Origin of the sequence: Pseudomonas sp. NPDC090755 (genome assembly GCF_044769005.1) — a bacterium.
Taxonomy (GTDB): Bacteria; Pseudomonadota; Gammaproteobacteria; order Pseudomonadales; family Pseudomonadaceae; genus Aquipseudomonas.
Genome location: NZ_JBIVXC010000001.1, coordinates 102439 through 127800, shown reverse-complemented (window position 1 = coordinate 127800; position 25362 = coordinate 102439). Strand labels below are relative to the sequence as shown.

General features: G+C 58.8%; 24 protein-coding genes. 5 read left to right on the top strand and 19 right to left on the bottom strand.

Going from position 1 to position 25362, the window contains the following annotated elements; genetic code table 11:
• Positions 1 to 93: 93 nt before the first annotated feature.
• The 18 genes from ACIQUS_RS00630 to rpmH all read right to left on the bottom strand — a co-directional run bounded on the left by ACIQUS_RS00630 (position 94) and on the right by rpmH (position 16026).
• Positions 94 to 510: a F0F1 ATP synthase subunit epsilon gene (locus tag ACIQUS_RS00630; RefSeq protein WP_403041541.1), complete on the bottom strand. Its 417-nt coding sequence runs from the start codon at positions 508 to 510 to the stop codon at positions 94 to 96.
• Positions 511 to 554: 44 nt separating this feature from the next.
• A complete protein-coding gene (atpD, locus tag ACIQUS_RS00625) occupies positions 555 to 1931 on the bottom strand; it encodes a F0F1 ATP synthase subunit beta (RefSeq protein ID WP_403041539.1) in 1377 nt (458 codons plus the stop codon).
• A gap of 27 nt (positions 1932 to 1958) precedes the next feature.
• A complete protein-coding gene (gene atpG / locus ACIQUS_RS00620; protein ID WP_403041537.1) occupies positions 1959 to 2819 on the bottom strand; it encodes a F0F1 ATP synthase subunit gamma in 861 nt (286 codons plus the stop codon).
• A 50-nt stretch (positions 2820 to 2869) separates the two neighbouring features.
• Positions 2870 to 4414, bottom strand: coding sequence for a F0F1 ATP synthase subunit alpha (gene atpA, locus ACIQUS_RS00615; RefSeq protein ID WP_403041535.1), 1545 nt, complete (start codon positions 4412 to 4414; stop codon positions 2870 to 2872).
• A 21-nt stretch (positions 4415 to 4435) separates the two neighbouring features.
• Positions 4436 to 4972: a F0F1 ATP synthase subunit delta gene (locus ACIQUS_RS00610; protein ID WP_403041533.1), complete on the bottom strand. Its 537-nt coding sequence runs from the start codon at positions 4970 to 4972 to the stop codon at positions 4436 to 4438.
• A gap of 12 nt (positions 4973 to 4984) precedes the next feature.
• A complete protein-coding gene (locus tag ACIQUS_RS00605) occupies positions 4985 to 5455 on the bottom strand; it encodes a F0F1 ATP synthase subunit B (protein WP_403041531.1) in 471 nt (156 codons plus the stop codon).
• A 57-nt stretch (positions 5456 to 5512) separates the two neighbouring features.
• Positions 5513 to 5770, bottom strand: a complete 258-nt coding sequence (gene atpE / locus ACIQUS_RS00600; RefSeq protein WP_003097235.1) for a F0F1 ATP synthase subunit C — start codon at positions 5768 to 5770, stop codon at positions 5513 to 5515.
• A 142-nt stretch (positions 5771 to 5912) separates the two neighbouring features.
• On the bottom strand, positions 5913 to 6782 hold the full coding sequence (gene atpB, locus ACIQUS_RS00595) for a F0F1 ATP synthase subunit A (RefSeq protein WP_010222723.1): 870 nt from the start codon (positions 6780 to 6782) through the stop codon (positions 5913 to 5915).
• A gap of 16 nt (positions 6783 to 6798) precedes the next feature.
• Positions 6799 to 7206, bottom strand: a complete 408-nt coding sequence (locus ACIQUS_RS00590; protein ID WP_403041528.1) for a F0F1 ATP synthase subunit I — start codon at positions 7204 to 7206, stop codon at positions 6799 to 6801.
• Positions 7207 to 7355: 149 nt separating this feature from the next.
• Positions 7356 to 8228: a ParB/RepB/Spo0J family partition protein gene (locus ACIQUS_RS00585; protein WP_403041525.1), complete on the bottom strand. Its 873-nt coding sequence runs from the start codon at positions 8226 to 8228 to the stop codon at positions 7356 to 7358.
• Between the two features lie 9 nt (positions 8229 to 8237).
• Complete coding sequence (locus ACIQUS_RS00580; protein ID WP_285863647.1) at positions 8238 to 9029, bottom strand: ParA family protein; 792 nt, start codon at positions 9027 to 9029, stop codon at positions 8238 to 8240.
• Positions 9030 to 9047: 18 nt separating this feature from the next.
• Positions 9048 to 9692 carry a 16S rRNA (guanine(527)-N(7))-methyltransferase RsmG gene (rsmG, locus tag ACIQUS_RS00575; protein WP_403041522.1) on the bottom strand — a complete coding sequence of 215 codons (645 nt, stop codon included), beginning with the start codon at positions 9690 to 9692 and terminating at the stop codon, positions 9048 to 9050.
• Positions 9689 to 11581: a tRNA uridine-5-carboxymethylaminomethyl(34) synthesis enzyme MnmG gene (gene mnmG, locus ACIQUS_RS00570; RefSeq protein ID WP_403041520.1), complete on the bottom strand. Its 1893-nt coding sequence runs from the start codon at positions 11579 to 11581 to the stop codon at positions 9689 to 9691. The genes rsmG and mnmG overlap by 4 nt, the downstream gene beginning before the upstream one ends.
• 515 nt (positions 11582 to 12096) lie before the next feature.
• A complete protein-coding gene (gene mnmE, locus ACIQUS_RS00565; RefSeq protein ID WP_403041518.1) occupies positions 12097 to 13467 on the bottom strand; it encodes a tRNA uridine-5-carboxymethylaminomethyl(34) synthesis GTPase MnmE in 1371 nt (456 codons plus the stop codon).
• 83 nt (positions 13468 to 13550) lie between these two features.
• Positions 13551 to 15233, bottom strand: a complete 1683-nt coding sequence (gene yidC, locus ACIQUS_RS00560) for a membrane protein insertase YidC (RefSeq protein WP_403041515.1) — start codon at positions 15231 to 15233, stop codon at positions 13551 to 13553.
• A gap of 2 nt (positions 15234 to 15235) precedes the next feature.
• Positions 15236 to 15481, bottom strand: a complete 246-nt coding sequence (gene yidD / locus ACIQUS_RS00555) for a membrane protein insertion efficiency factor YidD (protein ID WP_285863652.1) — start codon at positions 15479 to 15481, stop codon at positions 15236 to 15238.
• Positions 15474 to 15878, bottom strand: coding sequence for a ribonuclease P protein component (rnpA, locus tag ACIQUS_RS00550; protein ID WP_164897205.1), 405 nt, complete (start codon positions 15876 to 15878; stop codon positions 15474 to 15476). The genes yidD and rnpA overlap by 8 nt, the downstream gene beginning before the upstream one ends.
• 13 nt (positions 15879 to 15891) lie before the next feature.
• Positions 15892 to 16026 (bottom strand): 50S ribosomal protein L34, encoded by a 135-nt coding sequence (gene rpmH / locus ACIQUS_RS00545; RefSeq protein ID WP_002551315.1) that lies wholly within the window; start codon positions 16024 to 16026, stop codon positions 15892 to 15894.
• A 589-nt stretch (positions 16027 to 16615) separates the two neighbouring features.
• Between rpmH and dnaA the strand changes: the two genes are divergently transcribed.
• Genes dnaA through gyrB form a run of 4 tightly spaced genes read left to right on the top strand, consistent with a single transcriptional unit; the run spans position 16616 to position 22827 of the window.
• Positions 16616 to 18139 carry a chromosomal replication initiator protein DnaA gene (gene dnaA, locus ACIQUS_RS00540; protein ID WP_403041510.1) on the top strand — a complete coding sequence of 508 codons (1524 nt, stop codon included), beginning with the start codon at positions 16616 to 16618 and terminating at the stop codon, positions 18137 to 18139.
• Between the two features lie 39 nt (positions 18140 to 18178).
• The gene (dnaN, locus tag ACIQUS_RS00535) at positions 18179 to 19282 is read left to right on the top strand and encodes a DNA polymerase III subunit beta (RefSeq protein WP_285863654.1); all 1104 of its coding nucleotides are present in this window, start codon (positions 18179 to 18181) and stop codon (positions 19280 to 19282) included.
• A 19-nt stretch (positions 19283 to 19301) separates the two neighbouring features.
• Complete coding sequence (gene recF / locus ACIQUS_RS00530; RefSeq protein ID WP_403041505.1) at positions 19302 to 20405, top strand: DNA replication/repair protein RecF; 1104 nt, start codon at positions 19302 to 19304, stop codon at positions 20403 to 20405.
• Positions 20406 to 20409: 4 nt separating this feature from the next.
• Positions 20410 to 22827 (top strand): DNA topoisomerase (ATP-hydrolyzing) subunit B, encoded by a 2418-nt coding sequence (gene gyrB, locus ACIQUS_RS00525; protein ID WP_403041501.1) that lies wholly within the window; start codon positions 20410 to 20412, stop codon positions 22825 to 22827.
• Positions 22828 to 22891: 64 nt separating this feature from the next.
• Here the strand turns inward: gyrB and ACIQUS_RS00520 are convergent, their stop codons facing one another.
• Complete coding sequence (locus tag ACIQUS_RS00520) at positions 22892 to 24208, bottom strand: sigma-54 interaction domain-containing protein (protein WP_403041497.1); 1317 nt, start codon at positions 24206 to 24208, stop codon at positions 22892 to 22894.
• A gap of 249 nt (positions 24209 to 24457) precedes the next feature.
• Between ACIQUS_RS00520 and ACIQUS_RS00515 the strand changes: the two genes are divergently transcribed.
• Entirely contained in the window at positions 24458 to 25342 is an 885-nt protein-coding gene (locus ACIQUS_RS00515; protein WP_403041494.1) for an MBL fold metallo-hydrolase, read from the top strand.
• Positions 25343 to 25362: the final 20 nt, after the last annotated feature.

Below are 25362 nucleotides of genomic sequence, written 5' to 3'. Positions count from 1 at the left end.
GTGACCAAATGAGGAAATTCAGAAAAAGAAAAAGGGTAGCCGAGGCTACCCTTTAACTCAATCACGCCAGAAGCAATCGGCTCGAAGGCCAAATTACTTCCTGCGCATTTGCTGGACGGTGCGCAGCTGGGCTGCGGCTTCGGCCAGACGTGCAGCGGCGGCACTGTAGTCGAAATCCGCGCTTTTTTCGTGCAGGGCTTGTTCAGCTGCCTTGACGGCATCCTGAGCCTGAGCTTCGTCCAGGTCGGCAGCACGTTGCACAGTATCGGCAAGCACCTTGACCATGTTCGGCTGGACCTCGAGGAAACCACCGGAGATGTAGAACACCTCCTGGGCGCCACCCTGCTTGGTCAGCGTGATTGGACCTGGCTTGAGATTAGTGATCAGCGGCGCATGGCCTGGAGCGATACCAAGATCACCCAGGTTACCGTGCGCAACCACCATCTCGACCAGGCCGGAGAAGATTTCTCCTTCCGCGCTGACGATATCGCAATGGACTGTCATAGCCATCTGCTTGCCTCAACCTGATTAGCGCCCCTTTCGGGGCGCCGGGATTACAGTTTCTTGGCTTTCTCGATCGCTTCCTCGATGCCGCCGACCATGTAGAACGCTTGTTCTGGCAGGTGGTCGTAGTCACCTTTGAGGATGCCGCTGAAGCCAGCAATGGTGTCTTTCAGGGAAACGTATTTGCCTGGAGAACCAGTGAAGACTTCTGCCACGAAGAACGGCTGGGACAGGAAGCGCTGGATCTTACGAGCACGGGCTACCAGTTGCTTGTCGGTCTCGGACAGTTCGTCCATACCCAGAATAGCAATGATGTCCTTCAGCTCTTTGTAGCGCTGCAGTACGTACTGAACGCCACGAGCGGTCTCGTAGTGCTCGTTGCCGATGACCAGTGGGTCCAGCTGGCGCGAAGTCGAGTCCAGTGGGTCGACCGCTGGGTAGATACCCAGGGAGGCGATGTCACGGGACAGTACGACGGTGGCGTCCAAGTGGGCGAAGGTGGTCGCTGGCGACGGGTCGGTCAGGTCGTCCGCAGGTACGTATACGGCCTGGATCGAGGTGATCGAACCTTCCTTGGTCGAAGTGATACGTTCTTGCAGAACGCCCATCTCTTCAGCCAGGGTCGGCTGGTAACCTACTGCCGAAGGCATACGGCCCAGCAGTGCGGATACTTCGGTACCGGCCAGGGTGTAACGGTAGATGTTGTCGACGAACAGCAGAACGTCGTTACCTTCGTCACGGAACTTCTCGGCCATGGTCAGGCCGGTCAGCGCTACGCGCAGACGGTTTCCTGGCGGCTCGTTCATCTGGCCGTATACCAGGGCAACCTTGTCCAGTACGTTGGAATCCTTCATCTCGTGGTAGAAGTCGTTACCCTCACGAGTACGCTCACCCACACCGGCGAACACGGAATAACCGCTGTGCTCGATGGCGATGTTACGGATCAGTTCCATCATGTTTACGGTCTTGCCTACACCGGCACCACCGAACAGACCAACCTTACCACCCTTGGCGAACGGGCAAACCAGGTCGATAACCTTGATGCCGGTTTCCAGCAGGTCGTTGCCGCCTGCCTGGTCAGCGAACGAAGGCGCGTCACGGTGGATGCCCCAACGCTCTTCTTCACCGATAGGACCGGCTTCGTCGATTGGGTTACCCAGAACGTCCATGATACGGCCCAGGGTCGCTTTACCGACCGGTACCGAGATGGCTGCGTTGGTGTCAGTGACGTCCAGACCGCGTTTCAGGCCTTCGGTGGAACCCATCGCAATGGTACGAACCACGCCGTCGCCCAGCTGCTGCTGAACTTCCAGGGTGGTTTCCGCGCCAACTACTTTCAGCGCGTTATAGACACTCGGTACGCTGTCACGTGGAAATTCCACGTCGATGACGGCGCCGATGATTTGAACGATACGTCCGCTACTCATAGCTGGATCCTCTGAATATTTGAACCGTTAAACCGCGGCAGCGCCGCCGACGATTTCCGAGATCTCTTGGGTGATCGCAGCCTGACGCGCCTTGTTGTAGATCAGCTGCAATTCGCTGATCAAATCACCGGCGTTGTCGGTGGCGTTCTTCATTGCGATCATCCGGGCAGCTTGTTCAGCTGCGTTGTTCTCGACCACCGCCTGGTAGACCTGCGACTCCACGTAACGCACCATCAGGCCGTCCAGCAGCTCTTTGGCGTCAGGTTCGTAGAGGTAGTCCCAGTGGTGCTTGAGTTCTTGATCCGGGGTTGCAACCAACGGAATCAACTGCTCGACCGTTGGCGTTTGCGTCATGGTATTGATGAACTTGTTCGATACCACGGACAGGCGATCGATGCGGCCGTCCAGGTAAGCGTCCAGCATCACCTTGACGCTGCCGATCAGATCGTTGATCGACGGCTCTTCGCCCAGGTGGCTGATTGCAGCGACGACGTTACCGCCGAAGTTACGGAAGAATGCCGCACCTTTGCTGCCGATCACGCACAGGTCGATCTCGACGCCTTGCTCGCGGTTTACCGCCATGTCCTTGACCAGGGCCTTGAACAGGTTGGTGTTCAAGCCACCGCACAGACCACGGTCACTGCTCACCACGATATAACCGGCGCGCTTTACAGGGCGGTCGATCATGAACGGGTGGCGGTATTCCGGGTTGGCGTTGGCCAGATGACCAATCACCTGGCGGATGCGCTCCGCGTAAGGACGGCTAGCAGCCATGCGCATTTGTGCCTTGCGCATCTTGCTGACCGCCACTTTTTCCATGGCGCTGGTAATTTTTTGCGTGCTTTTGATGCTCGCAATCTTACTGCGAATCTCTTTTGCGCCTGCCATGTAACACCTATCAGGTTAGCAAGCGGGGGCTGCAAAGCCCCCGCTGCGGCTTACCAGGTTTGGGTGGCCTTGAACTTCTCGATACCGGCTTTGATGCCAGCGTCGATTTCGTCGTTGAAGTCACCCTTCACGTTGATCTTCGCCATCAGTTCGGCGTGATCACGGTTGAAGTAAGCAATCAGCGCTTGCTCGAAGCTGCCGATCTTGGCGATTTCAACGTCGGTCAGGAACCCACGCTCAGCGGCATACAGCGACAGCGCCATGTCAGCGATGGACATTGGAGCGTATTGCTTCTGCTTCATCAGCTCGGTAACACGTTGGCCGTGTTCGAGTTGCTTACGGGTGGCTTCGTCCAGGTCAGAAGCGAACTGGGCGAATGCAGCCAGTTCACGGTACTGAGCCAGAGCGGTACGGATACCACCGGAGAGCTTCTTGATGATCTTGGTCTGAGCGGCACCACCCACACGGGTTACCGTAACAGCGGCGTTACCTGCAGTGCTGATGCCCGAGTTGAACTTGGCGGATTCCAGGAAGATCTGACCGTCGGTGATGGAAATCACGTTGGTCGGAACGAACGCGGAAACGTCGCCAGCCTGGGTTTCGATGATCGGCAGTGCGGTCAGGGAACCGGTCTTGCCAGTTACAGCACCGTTGGTGAACTTCTCGACGTACTCTTCGGAAACGCGCGATGCACGCTCCAGCAGACGGGAGTGGAGATAGAACACGTCACCTGGGTACGCTTCACGTCCTGGTGGACGGCGCAGCAGCAGGGAGATCTGACGGTAGGCAACGGCCTGCTTGGACAGGTCATCGTATACGATCAGCGCGTCTTCACCGCGGTCACGGAAGAACTCGCCCATGGTGCAACCGGCGTATGGCGCCAGGAATTGCAGTGCGGCGGATTCCGAAGCACTGGCAACGACCACGATGGTGTTGGCCAGGGCGCCGTTTTCTTCCAGCTTGCGAACGATGTTGGCAACGGTGGAACGCTTCTGGCCGACAGCAACATAAACGCAGAAAATACCGGAGTCTTTCTGGTTGATGATGGCGTCGATCGCCATGGCGGTCTTACCGATCTGACGGTCACCGATGATCAGCTCACGCTGGCCACGGCCAACCGGGATCATGGCGTCGACGGATTTGTAGCCAGTCTGTACAGGCTGGTCTACCGACTTACGCCAGATCACGCCTGGAGCAACTTTCTCGACAGCGTCAAACTCGGTGTTGCCCAGTGGGCCTTTGCCGTCGATTGGGTTACCCAGTGCATCGACAACGCGACCCAGCAGTTCCTTACCAACAGGAACTTGCAGGATGCGGCCGGTGCACTTGGCGCTCATGCCTTCAGCGAGGGTCTGGTATTCGCCCAGCGCTACCACACCAACGGAGTCACGCTCCAGGTTGAGGGCCATGCCGTAGACGCCGCCTGGGAACTCGATCATTTCGCCGTACATGACGTCGGCCAGACCGTGAACCCGCACGATGCCGTCAGAAACGCTGACGACAGTACCTTCGTTGCGAGCTTGGGAGGCCACATCGAGTTTCTCGATGCGACCCTTGATGATTTCACTAATTTCGGAAGGATTGAGTTGCTGCATTGCTCTGCTGCCCCTTCAAACTCAAGATTTCAATGCTTCGGCCAGTTTCGCGATTTTGCCGCGAACTGAACCATCGATAACCAGGTCGCCGGCGCGGATTACGACGCCACCAATCAGGCTGGCATCCTCCGACACTTGCAGGCGCACTTCCCGGTTGAGCCGTGCACTGAGAACCTTGGCGAGTTTGTCTTGCTGTTCTTGGTTCAATGCAAAAGCACTGGTGACGTCCACATCCACGGATTTCTCTTGCTCGGCCTTGTACAGGTCGAACAAAGCCGAAATCTCCGGCAACAGCTGGAGACGTTCGTTTTCCGCGGCAACTTGGATGAAACTCTGTGCCTGTGCATCAAACTTGTCACCGCACACTTCAATAAAAGTGGCGGCCTTTTGTGCGCTCGTCAGTCGCGGGGCCTTGAGCAGGCGCTGCATGGTGTCGTCTTGCGACACCGCAGCAGCCAGGCCGAGCATGGCTGACCAATTGGCCAGTTGCTGATGGGCCTGGGCATGCTCAAAGGCAGCCTTAGCGTAAGGTCGGGCCAACGTGGTCAGTTCTGCCATGATCGCCCTCGCTTAAATTTCAGCGGCCAGTTTGTTAACCAGCTCCGCATGCGCGTTTTGATCGATTGTGGCGCCAAGGATCTTTTCAGCACCGTTAACGGCCAGGCTACCCACTTGGGCGCGCAGCGCGTCTTTGACGCCGTTAATTTCCTGTTCGATCTCGGCCTGAGCCTGAGCCTTCACACGGTCAGCTTCGACGCGGGCCTGATCACGGGCTTCCTCGACGATCTGAGCACCGCGCTTCTTGGCTTGCTCAATGATTTCGGCTGCCTGAGCTTTCGCTTCGCGCAGTTGCTGACCCGCTTTATCTTGGGCCAACTCCAGGTCGCGAGCTGCTCGGTTGGCAGCGTCCAGTCCATCCGCGATCTTCTTCTGACGTTCTTGCAATGCCGCGATGACCGGAGGCCACACGAACTTCATGCAGAACAGCACAAAAATGAAGAACGCAACGGACTGACCAATCAGGGTTGCATTAATGTTCACGCCAACACCTCGCTCGTTCTTTGTCCATCACACCAAACCACTCGAAAATTCGAGTGATTAGCCGGCGATTTGACCAACGAAGGGATTAGCGAAGGTGAAGAACAGAGCGATACCAACACCGATCATGGTTACGGCGTCGAGCAGACCGGCAACGATGAACATTTTAACTTGCAGCATTGGAACCATCTCTGGCTGGCGAGCAGCGCCTTCCAGGAACTTGCCGCCCAGCAGGCCGAAACCAATGGCGGTACCCAGAGCACCCAGGCCGATCAGCAGAGCAACAGCGATAGCGGTAAGACCAACTACAGTTTCCATCTTTCCTCCCGACTTTTACGTCGTATTGGTTAGGTTTTTTAGTTTGAAGCGGTAAAACAAAATCGTTTGGTACAGCTGCCCTTGCGGACTTTTTCGACCCTCCCCGGTACGGGCGGAAGGGTCTCAGACACGCCAGGCGGTCTTAATGGTTATCTTCGTGAGCCATCGACAGGTAGACGATGGTAAGCATCATGAAGATGAACGCTTGCAGGGTGATGATCAGGATGTGGAACACAGCCCACGCCCATTGCAGCACCACACCCAGGCCACTCAGCCACAGCAGGCCGGAACCGAACATCACGGCGATCAGGATGAACACCAGCTCGCCGGCATACATGTTGCCGAACAGACGCAGGGCCAGCGAGATCGGCTTGGCGATCAGGGTGACGAATTCGAGCAGGAAGTTGACCGGAATCAGCAGGATCTGAACGAAGATGTTCTTGCTGCCGAACGGGTGCAGGGTCAGCTCGCCGAGGAAGCCGCCGATACCCTTGACCTTGATGCTGTAGAAAATGATCAGGGCGAACACGCTGAAGGCCATGGCCAGGGTGGCGTTCGGGTCGGTGGTCGATACGGCACGGAACGGAATGTGCGGATCACCAGAGATCAGAATGGCCAGCTGAGGAATCCAGTCGACCGGGATCAGGTCGATGGCGTTCATCAGGAACACCCAGACGAAAATGGTCAGCGCCAGTGGGGCGATCACCGGGCTGCGACCGTGGAAGCTGTCCTTGACGCTGCCGTCGACGAACTCTACCAGCACTTCAACGAAGTTCTGCAGGCCGCCAGGCTGGCCGGAAGTCGCCTTCTTGGCTGCCATGCGGAACAGGAATACGAAAAGCAGACCCAGCGCGACCGACCAACCCAGGGTATCCAGGTGGAAAGCCCAGAAGCCCATTGCCTTGGCTTCTGCTGCGGAATGGGCAAAGCCCCAACCGCCGTCTGGTAGTTGACCGAAGGTCAGGTTCTGCAAGTGGTGCTGGATATAGCCCGAAGCGGTTTCTGCTGCCATGGTTGCCTCAAACGCCCTAAGGTCTCGAAAGTCTTATATTCATCAGCAGGGGCGCGAACCAGCTGACCAACTGGGTCAGCAGAAAGACGCCGAACACTGCTAACGGCGCCAATGGCTTCACTCCTGCAAACGTCAGTGCAAAAAGCACTGCCGTCAAAATCAATTTGCCTGCCTCGCCCGCGTAAAACGACTTGACGATGGCCTGCGCTGCCCTGGCCCCCGTATAACGGAATGCCTTCCAGGCGAAATACACATTTGGCAGCCAAGCGATCAACCCTCCGCAGAGCGCTGAATATCCACTGACCACCCCGTGCCACTGCCACAACGCCAAAGTTGCCAGCAGAAACACGACACATTGAGCCAGCAGTACCGGAAAAACCGCCCAGCGATGGAAAGGCAAGCGGTTTGGCGTGCGGGTTTCCATCACAACTGCTCCTCGAAAGTCGACCAACCAGTCAGCTATGACTTGGCATAATTTGTGCCGACAAAATGCGCGCAGAGTATAGGGGCGGTTTAACCCCTATTCAACTGCCGGGTAGTGATTTCCGACTGCGCGCTACAAATGGAATTGTTTCAGCGGATGTGAGCTAGCACACCTTGCAACTCATCTAACGAGTTGTAACGGATAACTAACTGGCCTTTGCCCTTGTTACCGTGGCGTATCTGCACTGCCGAGCCCAAACGCTCTGCCAGACGCTGTTCAAGGCGGGTAATGTCCGGGTCCGGCTTGGCCGGTTCCACCGGTTCCGGCTTGCCATTGAGCCACTGGCGAACCAGTGCTTCGGTCTGGCGCACCGTGAGGCCACGTGCGACAACATGACGCGCCCCCTCGACCTGCTGCTCATCCGGCAAGCCGAGCAATGCTCGGGCATGACCCATTTCCAGGTCGCCATGGGACAACATGGTCTTGATCACTTCCGGCAGCGAGATCAGGCGCAGCAGGTTGGCCACGGTCACCCGCGACTTGCCCACGGCATCGGCGACCTGCTGCTGGGTCAGCTGGAACTCCAGCTGCAGGCGCTGCAGGGCGATGGCCTCTTCCACCGGGTTGAGGTCTTCGCGCTGGATGTTCTCGATCAGGGCCATGGCGATGGCCGCCTCGTCGGGCACCTCGCGGACCATCGCCGGGATGGTCTCCAGGCCAGCCTGCTGGCTGGCGCGCCAGCGGCGCTCACCGGCGATGATCTCGTAGCGGTTCTCGGCAATAGGGCGCACCACGATCGGCTGCATCACGCCCTGGTTGCGGATCGACTGGGCCAGTTCCTCCAGCGCTTGCGGGTCCATGTCCCGACGTGGCTGGTATTTGCCGCGCTCGATCAGGTCGAGGGGCAGATGTTGCAGTTCTTTCTGGTCGACCTTCACAGCCTGCTCTTCGAGCGCGCTGACGGTAGGACCACTGAGCAGTGCATCCAACCCACGTCCGAGACCCCGTTTCTTAACGGCCATACGGATTCCTTAAGTTGTTTGTGCAGTGCGGGATTGACGCCGCTGACGGCGTACGAGTTCCCCGGCCAGGGCCAGATAGGCCAGTGCGCCACGCGATTGCTTGTCGTAGGCCAAGGCCGGCATGCCGAAACTCGGCGCTTCGGCCAAGCGCACGTTGCGCGGGATCACCGTATCGTAGAGCTGATCACCGAAGTGTTCCTTGAGCTGTGCCGAAACATCGTTGATCAGGCTCAGGCGTGGGTCGTACATGGTCCGCAGCAGGCCTTCGACCTTCAGGTTCGGGTTCAGCCGCTCGGCGATGCGCTTGATGTTATCCACAAGGTCGCTCAAGCCTTCCAGGGCAAAGTATTCACATTGCATCGGAATGATCACGCCATCGGCGGCGACCAGGGCGTTGAGGGTCAGCATCGACAGCGACGGTGGGCAGTCGATCAGGATGTAGTCGTAGTTCTCGCGGATCGGCGCCAGCGCGGTGCGCAGACGGCTTTCCTTCATCTGCATTTCCAGCAGCACCACTTCCGCGGCGGTCAGGTCGCGGTTGGCCGGCAGCAGCTGATAACCGCCGTGCTCGGAGAAATGCATGGCCTGGGCCAGGTCGCATTCACCGATCAACAGGTCATAGACCGAATGTTCCAGGACGTGTTTATCCACACCACTGCCCATGGTGGCGTTGCCCTGTGGATCGAGATCGATCAGCAGCACGCGGCGCTTGGTCGCCACCAGCGATGCTGCGAGATTGATACAGGTGGTGGTCTTACCCACACCACCCTTCTGGTTCGCGATTGCGAATACCTTAGCCATTCTTGCTTGTGTTCCCAGTCATGCCGTGCGGCGCAGTATCAGCAGATGGCGCTGGCCTTGGCAACCCGGAACGGTCAAGGCCTGCTCGCTATCCACTTTGAAATCTGCCGGCAATGCTACCAGTTCATCGGCAGGATGCAGCCCTTTCATTGCCAGCCACTGCGTCTTCTCGTCGCCGAGGTGGCGGGTCCAGTTGGTAAAGTTCTCCATGCTGCTGAAAGCCCGGGAAACAATTCCAGTGAACGGCTGGGCCGGTTGGTACTCTTCGACCCGCTTGTGGATAACTTGCAGGTTATCCAGCTTCAGCTCCATCTTCACCTGAGTCAGGAAGCGGGTCTTCTTGCCATTGCTGTCGAGCACCGTGACTTGCTTGTCCGGATGCAGGATAGCCAAGGGAATGCCGGGCATGCCGCCGCCGCTGCCGACATCGAGCCAGCGCTCGCTGTGGATAAACGGCATGACGCTCAGGCTGTCGAGCAGATGGCGGGAGACCATTTCGTCCGGATCGCGCACGGCGGTCAGGTTGTAGGCCTTGTTCCACTTGATCAGCAAAGCCAGGTAGGCCAGCAACTGGGCGTGCTGGCCTTCGCTCAGCTCGACACCGAGCTGGCGGGCGCCTGTGGACAACTCTTCGGCATGTTGCGGGGTGACCAGGGAACTCAAGCGCTTTGCTCCAACTCGCGGCCTGCGCCACGTTTTTTCAAATGAATCAGCAACAGGGAAATCGCCGCCGGGGTCACGCCGGGGATACGCGATGCCTGGCCCAGGGTTTCCGGCCGGGTCTGGCCGAGCTTGCCCTGGATCTCCTTGGACAGACCGGAAATACCACTGTAGTCGATGTCGTCGGGCAGGCGGGTGTCTTCGCTGGCACGCAGCCGGGCGATTTCTTCCTGTTGCCGGTCGATGTAACCGGCGTATTTGGTCTTGATCTCGACCTGTTCAGCCACCTGTGGATCAATTTCTGCACCGCCGGTCACTTCCATCAGGCCGGCATAGTCGATTTCCGGGCGGGACAACAGGTTGAGCAGGTTGTACTCATGGCTCAACGGTGTGCCGAACTTCTCGGCAATGGCCTCGCCTTGTGCTGTACCCGGACGTACCCAGGTGGATTTCAGGCGCTGTTCTTCCTGGACGATGCCCTCGCGCTTGGCGCTGAAGGCGGCCCAGCGCTCGTCATCGACCAGACCCAGTTCGCGACCTTTTTCGGTCAGGCGCAGGTCGGCGTTGTCTTCGCGCAGGATCAGCCGGTATTCGGCGCGCGAGGTGAACATGCGGTACGGCTCCTGGGTGCCGAGGGTGATCAGGTCGTCGACCAGCACTCCGATGTACGCCTCGTCCCGGCGCGGGCACCAGCTTTCACGGCCCTGGGCACGCAGTGCGGCGTTGGTACCGGCGAGCAGGCCCTGGGCGCCGGCTTCTTCGTAGCCGGTGGTGCCGTTGATCTGGCCGGCGAAGAACAGGCCGCCGATCACCTTGGTTTCCAGGCTGTACTTCAGATCGCGTGGATCGAAGTAGTCGTACTCGATGGCGTAGCCCGGACGCACGATGTGGGCGTTTTCCATGCCGCGGATCGAGCGGACGATCTCCAGCTGCACATCGAACGGCAAGGATGTGGATATCCCGTTCGGGTACAGCTCGTGGGTGTTCAGGCCCTCAGGCTCGATGAACACCTGGTGGCTTTCCTTGTCGGCAAAGCGGTGGATCTTGTCTTCGATCGATGGGCAGTAACGCGGACCGATGCCTTCGATCACCCCCGAGTACATCGGCGAACGATCGAGGTTCGAGGCGATGATCTCGTGGGTACGGGCATTGGTGTGGGTAATCCAGCAACTGACCTGGCGCGGATGCATGGCCTTGTCGCCCATGAACGACATGACCGGGATCGGCGTATCGCCAGGTTGTTCGGTCATCACCGAGAAATCCACTGAGCGACCATCGATACGCGGCGGTGTACCGGTTTTCAGGCGACCGACACGCAAAGGCAGCTCGCGCAGGCGGTGAGCCAGGGCGATGGCGGGCGGATCGCCGGCGCGGCCGCCGGAATAGTTCTGCAGACCAATGTGGATAAGTCCACCGAGGAAGGTGCCTGTGGTCAGTACCACGGAGTCGGCGAAAAAGCGCAGACCCATCTGGGTCACCACACCGCGTACCTGGTCCTGCTCGACGATCAGGTCATCGCAGGACTGCTGGAATATCCACAGGTTGGGCTGGTTCTCGAGAATCTCGCGCACTACAGCCTTGTAGATAGCGCGGTCGGCCTGGGCGCGAGTGGCTCGCACCGCCGGGCCTTTGCGGTTGTTCAATACACGGAACTGGATACCGCTCTTGTCAGTGGCCAGCGCCATGGCGCCGCCGAGCGCATCGATTTCCTTGACCAGGTGGCTCTTGCCGATGCCACCGATGGCCGGGTTGCAACTCATATGACCGAGGGTTTCCACGTTGTGGGTCAGCAGCAGGGTTTTTACGCCCATGCGTGCAGACGCAAGCGCAGCCTCGGTACCGGCATGGCCGCCGCCGATGACGATCACTTCAAAACGGGAAGGGAAATCCACCACGCACCTCGTGCCTGTTTCGGGAATAGATAGGGATAACGCACAAGTATAGGGACTTACCCCCCTCTAAAGGAACCGCTTGGACAAAATTTAACCAGGCTGTGGATGAGTGGCGAGCAATAGAAATTAAGAGAGAGAAATTTATTAAAGCTTTGTTTTTATGTTTATTCTTATGCACCATCCTATCTGTGGATAAGGTTCTACAGGCTTTGAATCACGTGATGTACAGAGATTTATAACCCTGTGGCCTACCGGCCATGAGCGTTCTGGATAAGCGCGTTAAGCCTGTGGATGAAAGTGCCAGTTACCCACAGGCGGGGTTATCTCCAGTCTTGAAGGCCACTTATCAACGGAGCTGAAGGCGAGTTTTCCACAGGGCTTATTTCGTCAGAATGTGGACACGCGCGCAGGAAAAAGCGCAGGAGCACGCAATGTGCTCCTGTGAGGATGGGAAAAATCAGAGGATCAGGATCAGCACCCAGGCCTTTGGCCGGCCCGGGTGTGGATAAGAACGCTTACTTGCCGATGCAGAAGCTGGAGAAGATGCGACCCAGCAGGTCGTCGGAGCTGAAGGCGCCGGTGATCTCACCCAGGGCTTGTTGGGCCTGGCGCAGGTCTTCCGCCAGCAACTCCCCTGCCCCAGCCAGGGTCAGTTGGGCACGGCCATGCTCAAGATGCGCGCTGGCCTGGCGCAGCGCCTCCAGGTGCCTTCTGCGCGCACTGAAGCTGCTTTCGGCGGTCTGTTCATAACCCATGCAGGCTTTGAGGTGCTCGCGCAGCAACTCCAGGCCCATGTCTGTGTCCTTGGCGCTGAGGGTGATGGTGACGTGGCCATCTTCGCTCTGCTCCATGGCGATGGCTTCACCGCTGAGGTCAGCCTTGTTGCGAATCAGCGTGACCTTGGCAGGATCCGGACGCAGGTCGAGGAATTCCGGCCACAGGGCGAAGGGATCACTGGCTTCAGGGGCGGTTGAATCCACCACCAGCAACACCCGATCGGCTTCGGTGATGGCCTTGAGCGCACGCTCTACGCCAATCTTTTCCACATGGTCATCCGTATCACGCAGCCCCGCGGTATCCACCACATGCAGCGGCATACCGTCGATGTGGATATGTTCGCGCAGGATGTCACGGGTGGTGCCGGCGATGTCGGTGACGATGGCCGCCTCACGTCCGGCCAGGACATTGAGCAGGCTGGATTTGCCGGCATTCGGACGACCGGCGATGACCACCGTCATCCCGTCCCGCAGCAAAGCACCCTGCCCGGCCTCGCGCTGCACTGTGGACAGATTGCTGCGCACGTCATCGAGCATGCTCAACACATGGCCATCGGCGAGGAAGTCGATTTCTTCCTCGGGGAAGTCGATGGCGGCTTCCACGTAGATACGCAGGCTGATCAGTTTCTCGGTGAGGTTATCCACACGTCGGGAAAACTCCCCCTGCAACGAGCGCAAGGCATTGCGGGCGGCCTGTGCAGAACTGGCCTCGATCAGGTCGGCAATCGCTTCGGCCTGGGCCAGGTCGAGCTTGTCGTTGAGGAAGGCGCGCTCGCTGAATTCACCGGGCCGAGCCAGTCGGCACCCCAGTTGTACACAGCGCTGCAGGAGCATATCCAGCACCACCGGGCCGCCATGGCCCTGGAGTTCCAGCACGTCTTCACCGGTGAACGAGTTGGGTCCCGGGAAAAACAGCGCGATGCCTTCATCCAGGACCAGCCCGTCTTCGGCGCGGAATGGACCGTAGTGGGCGTGGCGCGGGGTCAAGGTACGACCGCAGATGGCCAGGCCCGCTTGCTGCGCCAGGGGGCCGGAAAGCCGCACGATCCCCACCCCCCCACGTCCCTGGGCGGTAGCGATGGCGGCGATGGTTTCACGCACAGTGTTCATGCTCGAAGGCCTCACGACAAAAACGACAGATAGCAAAACGCCCCACGAGGGGGCGTTTTTCCACAGGTTAGCTGGCTAACCCGTCAAGCGGCAGCTTTCTTGGTAGCCGCTTCAATGCTGCGGGTGATGTACCACTGCTGTGCGATCGACAGCACGTTGTTCACAACCCAGTACAGCACCAGACCTGCTGGGAACCACAGGAAGAAGAAGGTGAAGATGATCGGCATCATTTTCATCACCTTGGCCTGCATCGGATCCGGCGGGGTCGGGTTCAGACGCTGCTGGATGAACATGGTCGCGCCCATGATGATCGGCAGGATGAAGAACGGATCCTTGATCGACAGGTCGGTGATCCAGAACATCCACGGCGCCTGACGCATCTCGACGCTTTCCAGCAACACCCAGTACAGCGAGAGGAAGACCGGCATCTGCACCAGGATCGGCAAGCAACCGCCCAGCGGGTTGATCTTCTCTTTCTTGTACAGCTCCATCATGGCTTGCGACATTTTCTGCCGGTCATCGCCATGTTGCTCTTTCAGGGCAGCCAGTTTCGGCGCCACGGCACGCATGCGCGCCATCGAACGGTAGCTGGCGGCGGACAGCGGGAAGAACAGGCCCTTGATCAGCATGGTCAGGACGATGATCGACCAGCCCCAGTTGCCGAGCAGGCTGTGGATATGTTGCAGCAGCCAGAAGATCGGCTGGGCAATGAACCACAGGATGCCGTAGTCGACAGTCAGCTCCAGACCTGGGGACAACTCCTTCAGGCGATCCTGGATCTTGGGACCGGCATACAGCATGGTGCTGGTTTCGGCTTTGGCGCCAGGGGCTACGTTGAGCGCCGGGCCGGTGAAACCGATGATGTAGTTACCCTGGCTGTCCTTGCGGGTCTGAACGATGTTGTTGTCAGACTTGTTTGGAATCCAGGCAGTGACGAAGTAGTGCTGCAGCCAGGCTACCCAACCACCGGTAACATTTTCTTTCAGATTTCCCTTGTCGATGTCTTTCATCGACACCTTCTTGTAGGGCTCCGAACTTGTCCACAGGGCCGCACCCAGGTAGGTCGCGGTACCGGTGGCGGTGCTCGAGGACGGATCCGAGCTGGCGTCACGCTTCAACTGAGCGAACAGGTTACCGCTCCAGGGCTGGGCGCTCTGGTTGTCGATCAGGTAGGTGACGGTCAGGTCGTATTCACCGCGCTTGAAGCTGAAGCGCTTGATGTAGTTGACACCGTTATCGCTGAACTTCAGGTCGACAACCATCTGGTCCTGGCCATCGGCCAGTTGATAACTTTTCTGATCGGCGGCGTACAGCGGACGGCCGGTTGGGCGTGCATCCGGACCGTTGACGCCGGTCAGGCCGCTCTGGGCCAGGTAAGTACGCTCGCTACCGTTGTCGAACAACTGGAACGGAATGTCCGGATGGTCCTGGCGGCGTGGGTACTTGGGCAGCATCAGCTGGGCGATATCACCGCCGTTTGGATCGATAGCCAGGTCCAGGACATCAGTCTTGACCCGGATCAGGTCCTTGCTGATGGCAACCGGAGCCAGTTCGGCTGGGCTGGATTCAGCGTTGGCGCTCGGCACATCGGCGCTGGCGCCAGTGTTGCCGGCCTGCGCGGTGTCCGGCAGGGCCGGGGCAGCGTTGCTGGCAGCAGTATTCTGAGTCGGCAGGGCAGCTTGGCCGTAGTCCTGGTTCCAGTTAAGGACCATGACATAGGACACGATTGCCAGGGCGACGATCAGGATCGTGCGTTTAATATCCATGATTACTCGGCTATCGAAGAAGAACGGGAAGAGGGAGCAGGCGGAACCGGGTCAAAACCGCCGGCATTCCACGGATGACAACGCCCCAGACGACGAACGGTAAGCCACCCACCGCGCAGAACGCCATGGGTTTCGATGGCTTCCAGCGCATAGCAGGAGCAACTGGGGTAGAAACGACAGTGACTGGCCATCAGAGGACTAATGGCATAACGGTAAAACTGGATCGGGACGAGTGCCAGTTTACGCATCTTGACTGTCTACCCCCACAGAGTCGGTGTTCACCACTGGAGCGGGCCGACTGCGTGCGAGGCGCTTCCAGAGCTTGCCAAAATGTTGGTGCAATTCTGGGTTTTCAATCTCGCCCAACCCTTTGCGCGCGACGATCACGATATCCCAGCCAGCAAGCAAGTGCTGGTTCAGGCGAAACGAATCGCGCATCAGGCGTTTCAGGCGATTGCGTTGAACGGAGAGCTTGACGCTCTTTTTCCCGATTACCAACCCCAGGCGGGGATGATCCAGGCCGTTCTCGCGGGCAAGGAGCAGCAGGTTTTTCCCTGGAACCTTGCCGGTTGGGGAGTCGAAGACCGCTTTGAAGTGTCGGGGAACAAGCAGGCGCTTTTCCCGACTGAAGTCCTGACTCACCACCAGTGCCGAAAAATCAAACTGCCAGGCGCTTACGGCCTTTGGCACGGCGACGCGACAGAACGGCACGACCGTTCTTGGTGGCCATACGGGCACGGAAACCGTGAGTGCGAGCGCGCTTGATGGTGCTTGGTTGGAAAGTACGTTTCATGGCGTGTTACCTGGTTCGTCGACAACGGGCCGGAATGGCCCCCGTTTTAAGAGATCGGCGATTCTAGAGAAAGCAAGGCCATAGGTCAATTTCCAACCAGCTTTTCCTTATAGACGGAAAATCACCCGGGTCGACGAGCGAAGCCTGCGCGAGCGATCGATTCACGCTTAGACATAGAAAAAGAGAGAGGAATTATTTAAAGCTTTTCTGTAAAACTTATAAAGCTTAGGAACGGGATATCTGTGGATAAAGTTCTACAGGCCTTTATTTTCGCCATGTACAGAGAATTGAAAGCTTGTCGGGAAGCGGTGTTTTGACTGTGCCGAACCCCCGGAAAAGCTGTGGATCAAATCGAGCGTTATCCACAGGCCGGTTATCCACCGATTTCAGCCCCCAGTTGTGCAAAGACCTCAATGGCGGTTATCCACAGGGCTTATTCACAGTGCGGCAAGGTCATTTTGGTCACTAAGCTGCTGATTTATCGCCATCCTTGGCGCAGCTGCATGTGGATAACTGGGCTGGCGCTCGGTACAATGGGCGCTTGTTTTTGCCTCACCGGCCTCACCGGCTTTCAACTCAGGGGATATCCGTGTCAGTGGAACTTTGGCAGCAGTGCGTGGAGCTTCTGCGCGATGAACTGCCTGCCCAGCAATTCAACACCTGGATCCGTCCGCTACAGGTCGAAGCCGAAGGCGACGAGTTGCGCGTCTATGCGCCTAACCGCTTCGTGCTCGACTGGGTCAATGAAAAGTACCTGGGCCGCCTGCTCGAACTGTTGGGTGAACACGGCAACGGCATCGCGCCTGCGCTTTCCTTATTAATAGGCAGCCGACGCAGCTCGGCGCCTCGTGCAGCACCCAACGCACCGCTGGCCGCTGCAGTGGCCGCGTCCCAGGCGCATGCACAGGCACAGGCCGCACAAGCCTCCGTGGTTACCGAACCTAGCGCTGCCCCTGTGGCTACCGCCCCCGCCGTAGCCGTGGCCGAAGTCGAACAAGCGCCTTCGCGTGACAGCTTCGATTCCATGGGCGAGTCCAGCAGTGCCCCGGCGCCCAGCGGCCGCACCGTCCAGGTAGAAGGTGCGCTCAAGCACACCAGTTACCTGAACCGCACCTTCACCTTCGAGAACTTCGTCGAAGGTAAGTCCAACCAGCTGGCCCGCGCGGCGGCCTGGCAGGTCGCCGACAACCCCAAGCACGGCTATAACCCGCTGTTCCTGTACGGCGGCGTTGGCCTGGGTAAGACGCACTTGATGCATGCTGTGGGTAACCACCTGCTCAAGAAGAATCCGAATGCCAAGGTGGTCTACCTGCATTCCGAGCGTTTCGTCGCCGACATGGTCAAGGCCCTGCAACTCAATGCCATCAACGAGTTCAAGCGTTTCTACCGTTCGGTGGACGCCCTGCTCATCGATGACATCCAGTTCTTTGCCCGCAAAGAGCGTTCCCAGGAAGAGTTTTTCCACACCTTCAACGCCTTGCTCGAAGGTGGTCAACAGGTCATTCTGACCAGCGACCGCTATCCGAAAGAGATCGAAGGCCTGGAAGAACGCCTGAAGTCGCGTTTCGGCTGGGGCCTGACCGTTGCGGTCGAGCCACCGGAGCTGGAAACCCGCGTCGCGATCCTGATGAAGAAAGCCGACCAGGCAAAGGTCGAACTGCCCCATGATGCGGCCTTCTTCATCGCCCAACGCATTCGCTCCAACGTCCGTGAACTTGAAGGTGCCCTGAAGCGGGTCATCGCCCACTCGCACTTCATGGGACGCGACATCACGATCGAGCTGATTCGCGAATCGCTCAAGGATCTTCTGGCCCTGCAGGACAAGCTGGTGAGTGTGGATAACATCCAGCGCACCGTGGCCGAGTACTACAAGATCAAGATCTCCGATCTGCTGTCCAAGCGTCGTTCCCGTTCGGTAGCCCGGCCGCGTCAGGTGGCCATGGCCCTGTCCAAGGAGCTGACCAACCACAGCTTGCCGGAAATCGGTGACGTCTTCGGCGGCCGCGACCACACCACAGTGTTGCATGCGTGCCGCAAGATCAACGAACTCAAGGAATCCGACGCGGATATCCGCGAGGACTACAAGAACCTGCTGCGGACCCTGACGACGTGATTGGCGTCAGCGCAGCTTATTAAGGCAAGGGACTAGACCATGCATTTCACCATTCAACGCGAAGCCCTGTTGAAACCCCTGCAACTGGTCGCAGGTGTCGTCGAGCGCCGCCAGACCTTGCCGGTACTGTCCAATGTGCTGCTGGTCGTTCAAGGCCAGCAACTGTCGCTTACCGGTACCGACCTGGAAGTGGAACTGGTTGGCCGGGTGCAGCTCGAAGAACCTGCCGAGCCAGGTGAGATCACCGTACCTGCGCGCAAGCTGATGGACATCTGCAAAAGCTTGCCCAACGATGCCCTGATCGATATCAAGCTCGACGAGCAGAAGATCGTGGTCAAGGCCGGTCGCAGCCGTTTCACCCTGTCGACCCTGCCAGCCAATGACTTCCCGACCGTCGAGGAAGGCCCGGGCTCGTTGACCTGCAACCTGGAGCAAAGCCGTCTGCGCCGTCTGATTGAGCGCACCAGCTTCGCCATGGCCCAGCAGGATGTGCGTTACTACCTCAACGGTATGCTGCTGGAAGTGTCCACCGACACCCTGCGTGCCGTGGCGACCGATGGTCACCGTCTGGCCATGTGCTCGATGCGTGCGGACATCGGACAGGCCGATCGTCACCAGGTAATCGTGCCGCGCAAGGGTATCCTTGAACTGGCACGCCTGTTGACCGAGCCGGATGGCATGGTCAGCATCGTGCTGGGCCAGCATCACATTCGCGCCACCACCGGTGAGTTCACCTTCACCTCCAAGCTGGTCGATGGCAAGTTCCCGGACTATGAGCGCGTATTGCCGAAAGGCGGTGACAAGCTGGTGGTTGGTGATCGTCAGGCGCTGCGCGAAGCGTTCAGCCGTACCGCCATTCTGTCCAACGAGAAGTATCGCGGTATCCGCCTGCAACTGGCCAACGGCCAGCTCAAGATCCAGGCGAACAACCCCGAGCAGGAAGAAGCGGAAGAAGAGATCAGCGTCGACTACAACGGTAGCTCGCTGGAAATCGGCTTCAACGTCAGCTACTTGCTGGACGTATTGGGCGTCATGACCACCGAGCAGGTTCGTCTGATCCTGTCGGACTCCAACAGCAGTGCTCTGCTGCAGGAAGCTGACAACGACGACTCCGCTTACGTTGTCATGCCAATGCGCCTGTAATTTGTCCAGCAGACGCTAGATGTCCCTCAGTCGCGTTTCGGTCACCGCGGTGCGTAACCTGCACCCGGTGACCTTCTCCCCCTCACCCCGCATCAATATCCTGTACGGCGCCAACGGCAGCGGAAAAACCAGCGTGCTGGAAGCCGTTCATCTACTGGGCCTGGCCCGCTCCTTTCGCAGCACGCGCCTGACGCCCGTTATTCAGTACGAGCAGTTGGCCTGCACAGTATTCGGTCAGGTCGAACTGAGCGAAGGTGGCACCAGCAACCTGGGGATTTCACGGGATCGCCAGGGTGAATTCACCATTCGAATCGACGGGCAGAACGCTCGCAGTGCTGCGCAGCTGGCGGAAATTCTGCCGCTGCAATTGATCAACCCGGACAGTTTTCGCTTGCTCGAAGGGGCACCGAAAATCCGTCGGCAGTTCCTCGATTGGGGCGTGTTCCACGTGGAACCACGCTTCATGGCAACCTGGCAGCGCCTGCAGAAGGCACTGCGGCAGCGGAACTCATGGTTGCGGCATGGTACACTTGACGCTGCTTCGCAAGCGGCCTGGGACCGGGAACTGTGCCTGGCCAGTGCTGAAATAGATGAATATCGCCGAAATTACATCAAGGCCTTGAAGCCAGTCTTTGAGCGAACCCTGAGCGATTTGGTCGAGCTCGAAGGGCTGACCCTGAGCTATTACCGTGGCTGGGATAAGGATCGAGAACTCAGTGAAGTGCTCGCGTCTTCCCTGCAACGAGATCAGCAGATGGGCCATACCCAGGCCGGGCCACAACGAGCTGATTTGCGCCTGAGACTCGGCGCTCATAACGCCGCCGATATCTTGTCCCGCGGCCAGCAGAAACTTGTGGTCTGTGCGTTGCGTATCGCCCAGGGACATTTGGTCAGCCAGGCTCGGCGCGGCCAATGTATTTATCTGGTGGATGACTTGCCGTCCGAATTGGACGAGCAGCATCGCCGCGCACTTTGTCGCTTGCTGGAAGACTTACGCTGCCAGGTGTTTATCACTTGTGTAGATCACGAATTATTGAGGGAAGGCTGGCAGACGGAAACGCCAGTTGCTTTGTTCCACGTGGAACAGGGCCGTATCACCCAGACCCACGACCATCGGGAGTGAAGGCATGAGCGAAAATCAAACGTACGACTCCTCCAGCATCAAGGTGCTGAAAGGGCTAGATGCCGTGCGCAAGCGTCCCGGTATGTACATTGGCGACACCGATGATGGTAGCGGCCTGCACCACATGGTGTTCGAGGTGGTCGATAACTCGATCGACGAGGCACTCGCCGGCCACTGTGATGACATCACCGTAATCATTCATCCGGATGAATCCATCAGTGTTCGCGACAACGGTCGCGGCATTCCAGTCGACGTGCATAAAGAGGAAGGCGTCTCCGCCGCCGAGGTCATCATGACCGTCCTGCACGCTGGCGGTAAATTCGACGACAACTCCTATAAGGTTTCCGGCGGCCTGCACGGTGTAGGTGTGTCGGTGGTGAACGCCCTCTCCGAGCAGTTGATCCTCACTGTTCGTCGTAGCGGCAAGATCTGGGAACAGACCTACGTTCACGGTGTTCCCCAAGCCCCGATGAAAATCGTCGGCGACAGCGAAACCACCGGTACCCATATCCACTTCAAACCGTCGGCCGAAACCTTCAAGAACATCCACTTCAGCTGGGACATCCTGGCCAAGCGGATTCGTGAACTGTCGTTCCTCAACTCTGGCGTCGGCATCCTGCTGAAGGATGAGCGCTCGGGCAAGGAAGAGTACTTCAAGTACGAAGGCGGTCTGCGTGCGTTCGTTGAATACCTGAACACCAACAAGACCCCGGTCAACCAGGTGTTCCACTTCAATGTCCAGCGTGAAGACGGCGTGGGTGTGGAAATCGCCCTGCAGTGGAACGACAGCTTCAACGAGAACCTGTTGTGCTTCACCAACAACATTCCGCAGCGTGACGGTGGTACTCACCTGGTCGGCTTCCGTTCGGCCTTGACCCGTAACCTGAACAACTACATCGAGCAGGAAGGTCTGGCCAAGAAGAACAAGGTCGCGACCACCGGTGACGATGCCCGTGAAGGTCTGACCGCGATCATTTCGGTGAAAGTACCGGATCCGAAGTTCAGCTCGCAGACCAAGGACAAGCTGGTTTCCTCGGAAGTGAAAACCGCCGTGGAACAGGAGATGGGCAAGTATTTCTCCGACTTCCTGCTGGAGAACCCGAACGAAGCCAAGGCGGTTGTCGGCAAGATGATCGACGCGGCGCGTGCTCGTGAAGCAGCGCGCAAGGCACGGGAAATGACTCGCCGCAAAGGTGCGCTGGATATCGCCGGCCTGCCGGGCAAACTGGCGGACTGCCAGGAGAAGGACCCTGCCCTCTCTGAACTCTACCTGGTGGAGGGTGACTCCGCAGGTGGTTCGGCCAAGCAAGGTCGTAACCGCAAGACCCAGGCGATCCTGCCGCTCAAGGGCAAGATCCTCAACGTCGAGAAAGCCCGTTTCGACAAGATGATCTCGTCCCAGGAAGTGGGCACGCTGATCACCGCGTTGGGCTGTGGTATCGGTCGCGAAGAGTACAACATCGACAAGCTGCGTTATCACAACATCATCATCATGACTGATGCTGACGTCGACGGTTCGCACATCCGTACCCTGCTGCTGACATTCTTCTTCCGTCAGCTGCCGGAACTGGTCGAGCGTGGCTACATCTACATTGCCCAGCCGCCGCTGTACAAGGTCAAGAAAGGCAAGCAAGAGCAGTACATCAAAGACGACGACGCCATGGAAGAGTACATGACGCAGTCGGCCCTGGAAGATGCCAGCCTGCACCTGGACGAGTCGGCGCCACCGGTTTCCGGTGTGGAGCTGGAGCGTCTGGTGAACGAGTTCCGTACTGTGATGAAGACGCTCAAGCGTCTGTCGCGCCTGTACCCGCAGGAGCTGACCGAGCACTTCGTCTACCTGCCGCCAGTGTCCCTGGATCAGTTGGCAGATCATGCTGCGATGCAGGCATGGTTGGGCAAGTTCGAAGAGCGTCTGCGTATCAGCGAGAAGTCGGGCCTGTTGTACAAGGCCAGCCTGCGTGAAGACAAGGAGCGCAATGTCTGGCTGCCGGAAGTGGAAATCACCTCCCATGGCCTGGCGAGCTACGTTACCTTCAACCGCGACTTCTTCGGCAGCAACGACTACCGTACCGTCACCGCATTGGGCGCGCAGCTGAGCACCCTGCTCGGTGAAGGTGCCTACGTGCAACGTGGCGAGCGCAAGAAAGCGGTCAGCGAGTTCAAGGAAGCCCTTGACTGGCTGATGACCGAAAGCACCAAGCGACACACCATCCAGCGCTATAAAGGTCTGGGTGAGATGAACCCTGACCAGCTGTGGGAAACCACCATGGACCCGACTGTGCGCCGCATGCTCAAGGTGACCATCGAAGACGCGATCGCTGCCGATCAGATCTTCAACACCCTGATGGGCGACGCCGTTGAGCCACGTCGTGAGTTCATCGAAAGCAATGCCCTGGCGGTCTCCAACCTGGACTTCTGATCAGGTTCGCATCCCCAGAAACGACAAACCCCGGCACTCGCCGGGGTTTGTCGTTTCTGGGGGCTCACAATCCGAGTTCGCGTAAGCGCCGGTACAGGGTCCGCTCACTCAGGCCAAGCTGGCGAGCCAGTTCACTGCGCGAGCCATCGAAGCTTTCCAGGGCTTGGGCCAACTGCCCAAGGTTGTCCCGGTTGCGACGCCGTGGCGACGTGGTTGGCTTCACCTCCCCGCTTCCCAGTTCCGCCGGCAGATGCTCGGCCCGGATCACTCCGTCATCGGCAAACAGCCGCGCCCGTTCAAGGATGTTGCGCAGCTCACGGATGTTTCCAGGAAAGGTGTGCAGGCTGAGCAACGCCATCGCTGCGCTGTCCACTGTGGGAGCCGCGTTGCCTGCCATGCGTTTGAGCAGGCTTTCAACCAACAGCGGCAAGTCGCCGACCCGCTCGCGCAAGGCAGGCAGGCGGATGGGAAAGCCGCTGATACGGTAATAGAGGTCTTCGCGGAAGGTACCGGCGGCCACCATCTCTTTCAACGGCTTGTGGGTTGCCGAGATCAGACGGAAGTTCGAGTGGACCGTACGCAGGCTGCCCACCGGACGAAAGCTGCCGGACTCGATCAGGCGCAGCAGTTTGACCTGCATGGCAAGGGGCACTTCGCCGATCTCGTCGAGAAAAAGCGTACCGCCATGGGCGGCTTCGGCCAGGCCGATCTTGCGCTGCAAGGCGCCGGTGAAAGCCCCCTTCTCATAGCCGAACAGCTCGCTTTCGAACAACGACTCGGTCAGGCCCGTACAGTCGACCACCACCAGGGGCGCATTGGCTCGCGGACTGCCCAGGTGCAACGCGCGGGCAAACAGTTCCTTGCCGGTACCGGACTCGCCTTGCAACAACACCGGAATTTGCGCGGGCGCTGCTCGCTGCAGGCTGGACAAGGACTCCTTGAAGGCGGGTGAGCGCCCGACCAGACCTTGCTGCTGTGGCTGGGCCGATGCCACTGCAATGCTGCTCAGGCGTTCGACAAAGGCAACCACCTCCCCTCTTTGATCGAGGATAGGTCGCAACTCGACATCTACATGTTCAGGTCCACGAGGGGTGTGATGCACGTGCAGTACACGCTCGGGGCTACGACTGTCCCAGGCCTTGCGCATCGGGCACTGCTCGCCAGCCTGATCACAGGGCACGGCATAGTGGTGGGAAACCCGGTGGCATTTGCCGCCAATAGGCGGCTGGCTGTCGGTGCCGAACTGGCGCTGATAGGCACCGTTTGCCGCCAGGATGTTGTAGTCGGTGTCCAGCACGATGGTCGGCTGCGCGTCGTGTTCGAGATAGGACACCAGCGCCTGGACTGCAGGATCGGGAATTTCTCGGGGAGAATAAGACATAAGGCACCAGGGGAAGCTCCCGAGCAGCTTAACTGAAGGCGAAGAGGACTGCCAAAAACTGCCAGGCACTGCCAAGGCCTGACAGCAAAAGCGGCAGTCTGCCATGTGCCGGATTGCTGACACCCAATGAAATCGGCACTGCAGCTCAGAAACGGCTTACCTATTGGCTGGCACATATCTTGATGACGGTTTGGCCCATGTCAGTAAGGCTTCAAGCCAAGGCATCTGGAATTTCTGGAGAATGCGGTAATGATGATCGGCGGCAATTTGTATGTGGAAGCGCTATTCGACAGCGCGACCTCGACCATCAGCTATCTGGTGATGGACCACGACAGCGGCCAGTGTGCACTGATCGACAGTGTGCTCGACTATGATCCCAAGTCCGGCCGGACCAGCAGTGCGTCGGCCGACAGGCTGATTGACCGGGTCAAGGCACTGGGCGCCCAGGTGCAGTGGATCCTGGAAACCCATGTGCACGCCGATCATTTGTCGGCGGCGGCTTACCTCAAGCAAATGCTGGGGGGCCAGATCGCTATCGGCAGTCAGATTACCCAGGTGCAGAAAGTCTTCGGCGCCCTGTTCAATGCCGAGCCCGGATTCGCCCGGGATGGCAGCCAGTTCGACGTCTTGTTCGATGACGAGCAGGGCTTTGCCATCGGCAACCTGCAGGCCCGGGCCCTGCATACGCCGGGACACACGCCGGCCTGCATGACCTATGTGGTGGAGATCGCCGGACAGGCCGTCGCCTTCGTCGGTGACACCCTGTTCATGCCCGACTACGGTACTGCCCGTTGCGACTTCCCTGGCGCCAGCGCGCGCACCCTGTACCGCTCGATCCAGCGCATCCTCGCCTTCCCCGCCGACACGCGGCTGTTCATGTGCCACGACTACCTGCCGGGTGGCCGCGAGCTGCGCTACATGACGACCGTGGCCGAGCAGCGCGCCAGCAACATCCATGTGCGTGAAGGCATCAGCGAAGACAGTTTCGTGGCCATGCGCGAAGCCCGTGACGCCACCCTGGACATGCCGGTACTGATCATCCCCTCAGTGCAGGTCAATATGCGCAGCGGCCAGTTGCCCGAGCCGGAAGAAAACGGTGTGCGCTATCTGAAGATCCCGCTCAACACCCTCTGAGCACTACCCAGAATTATTAT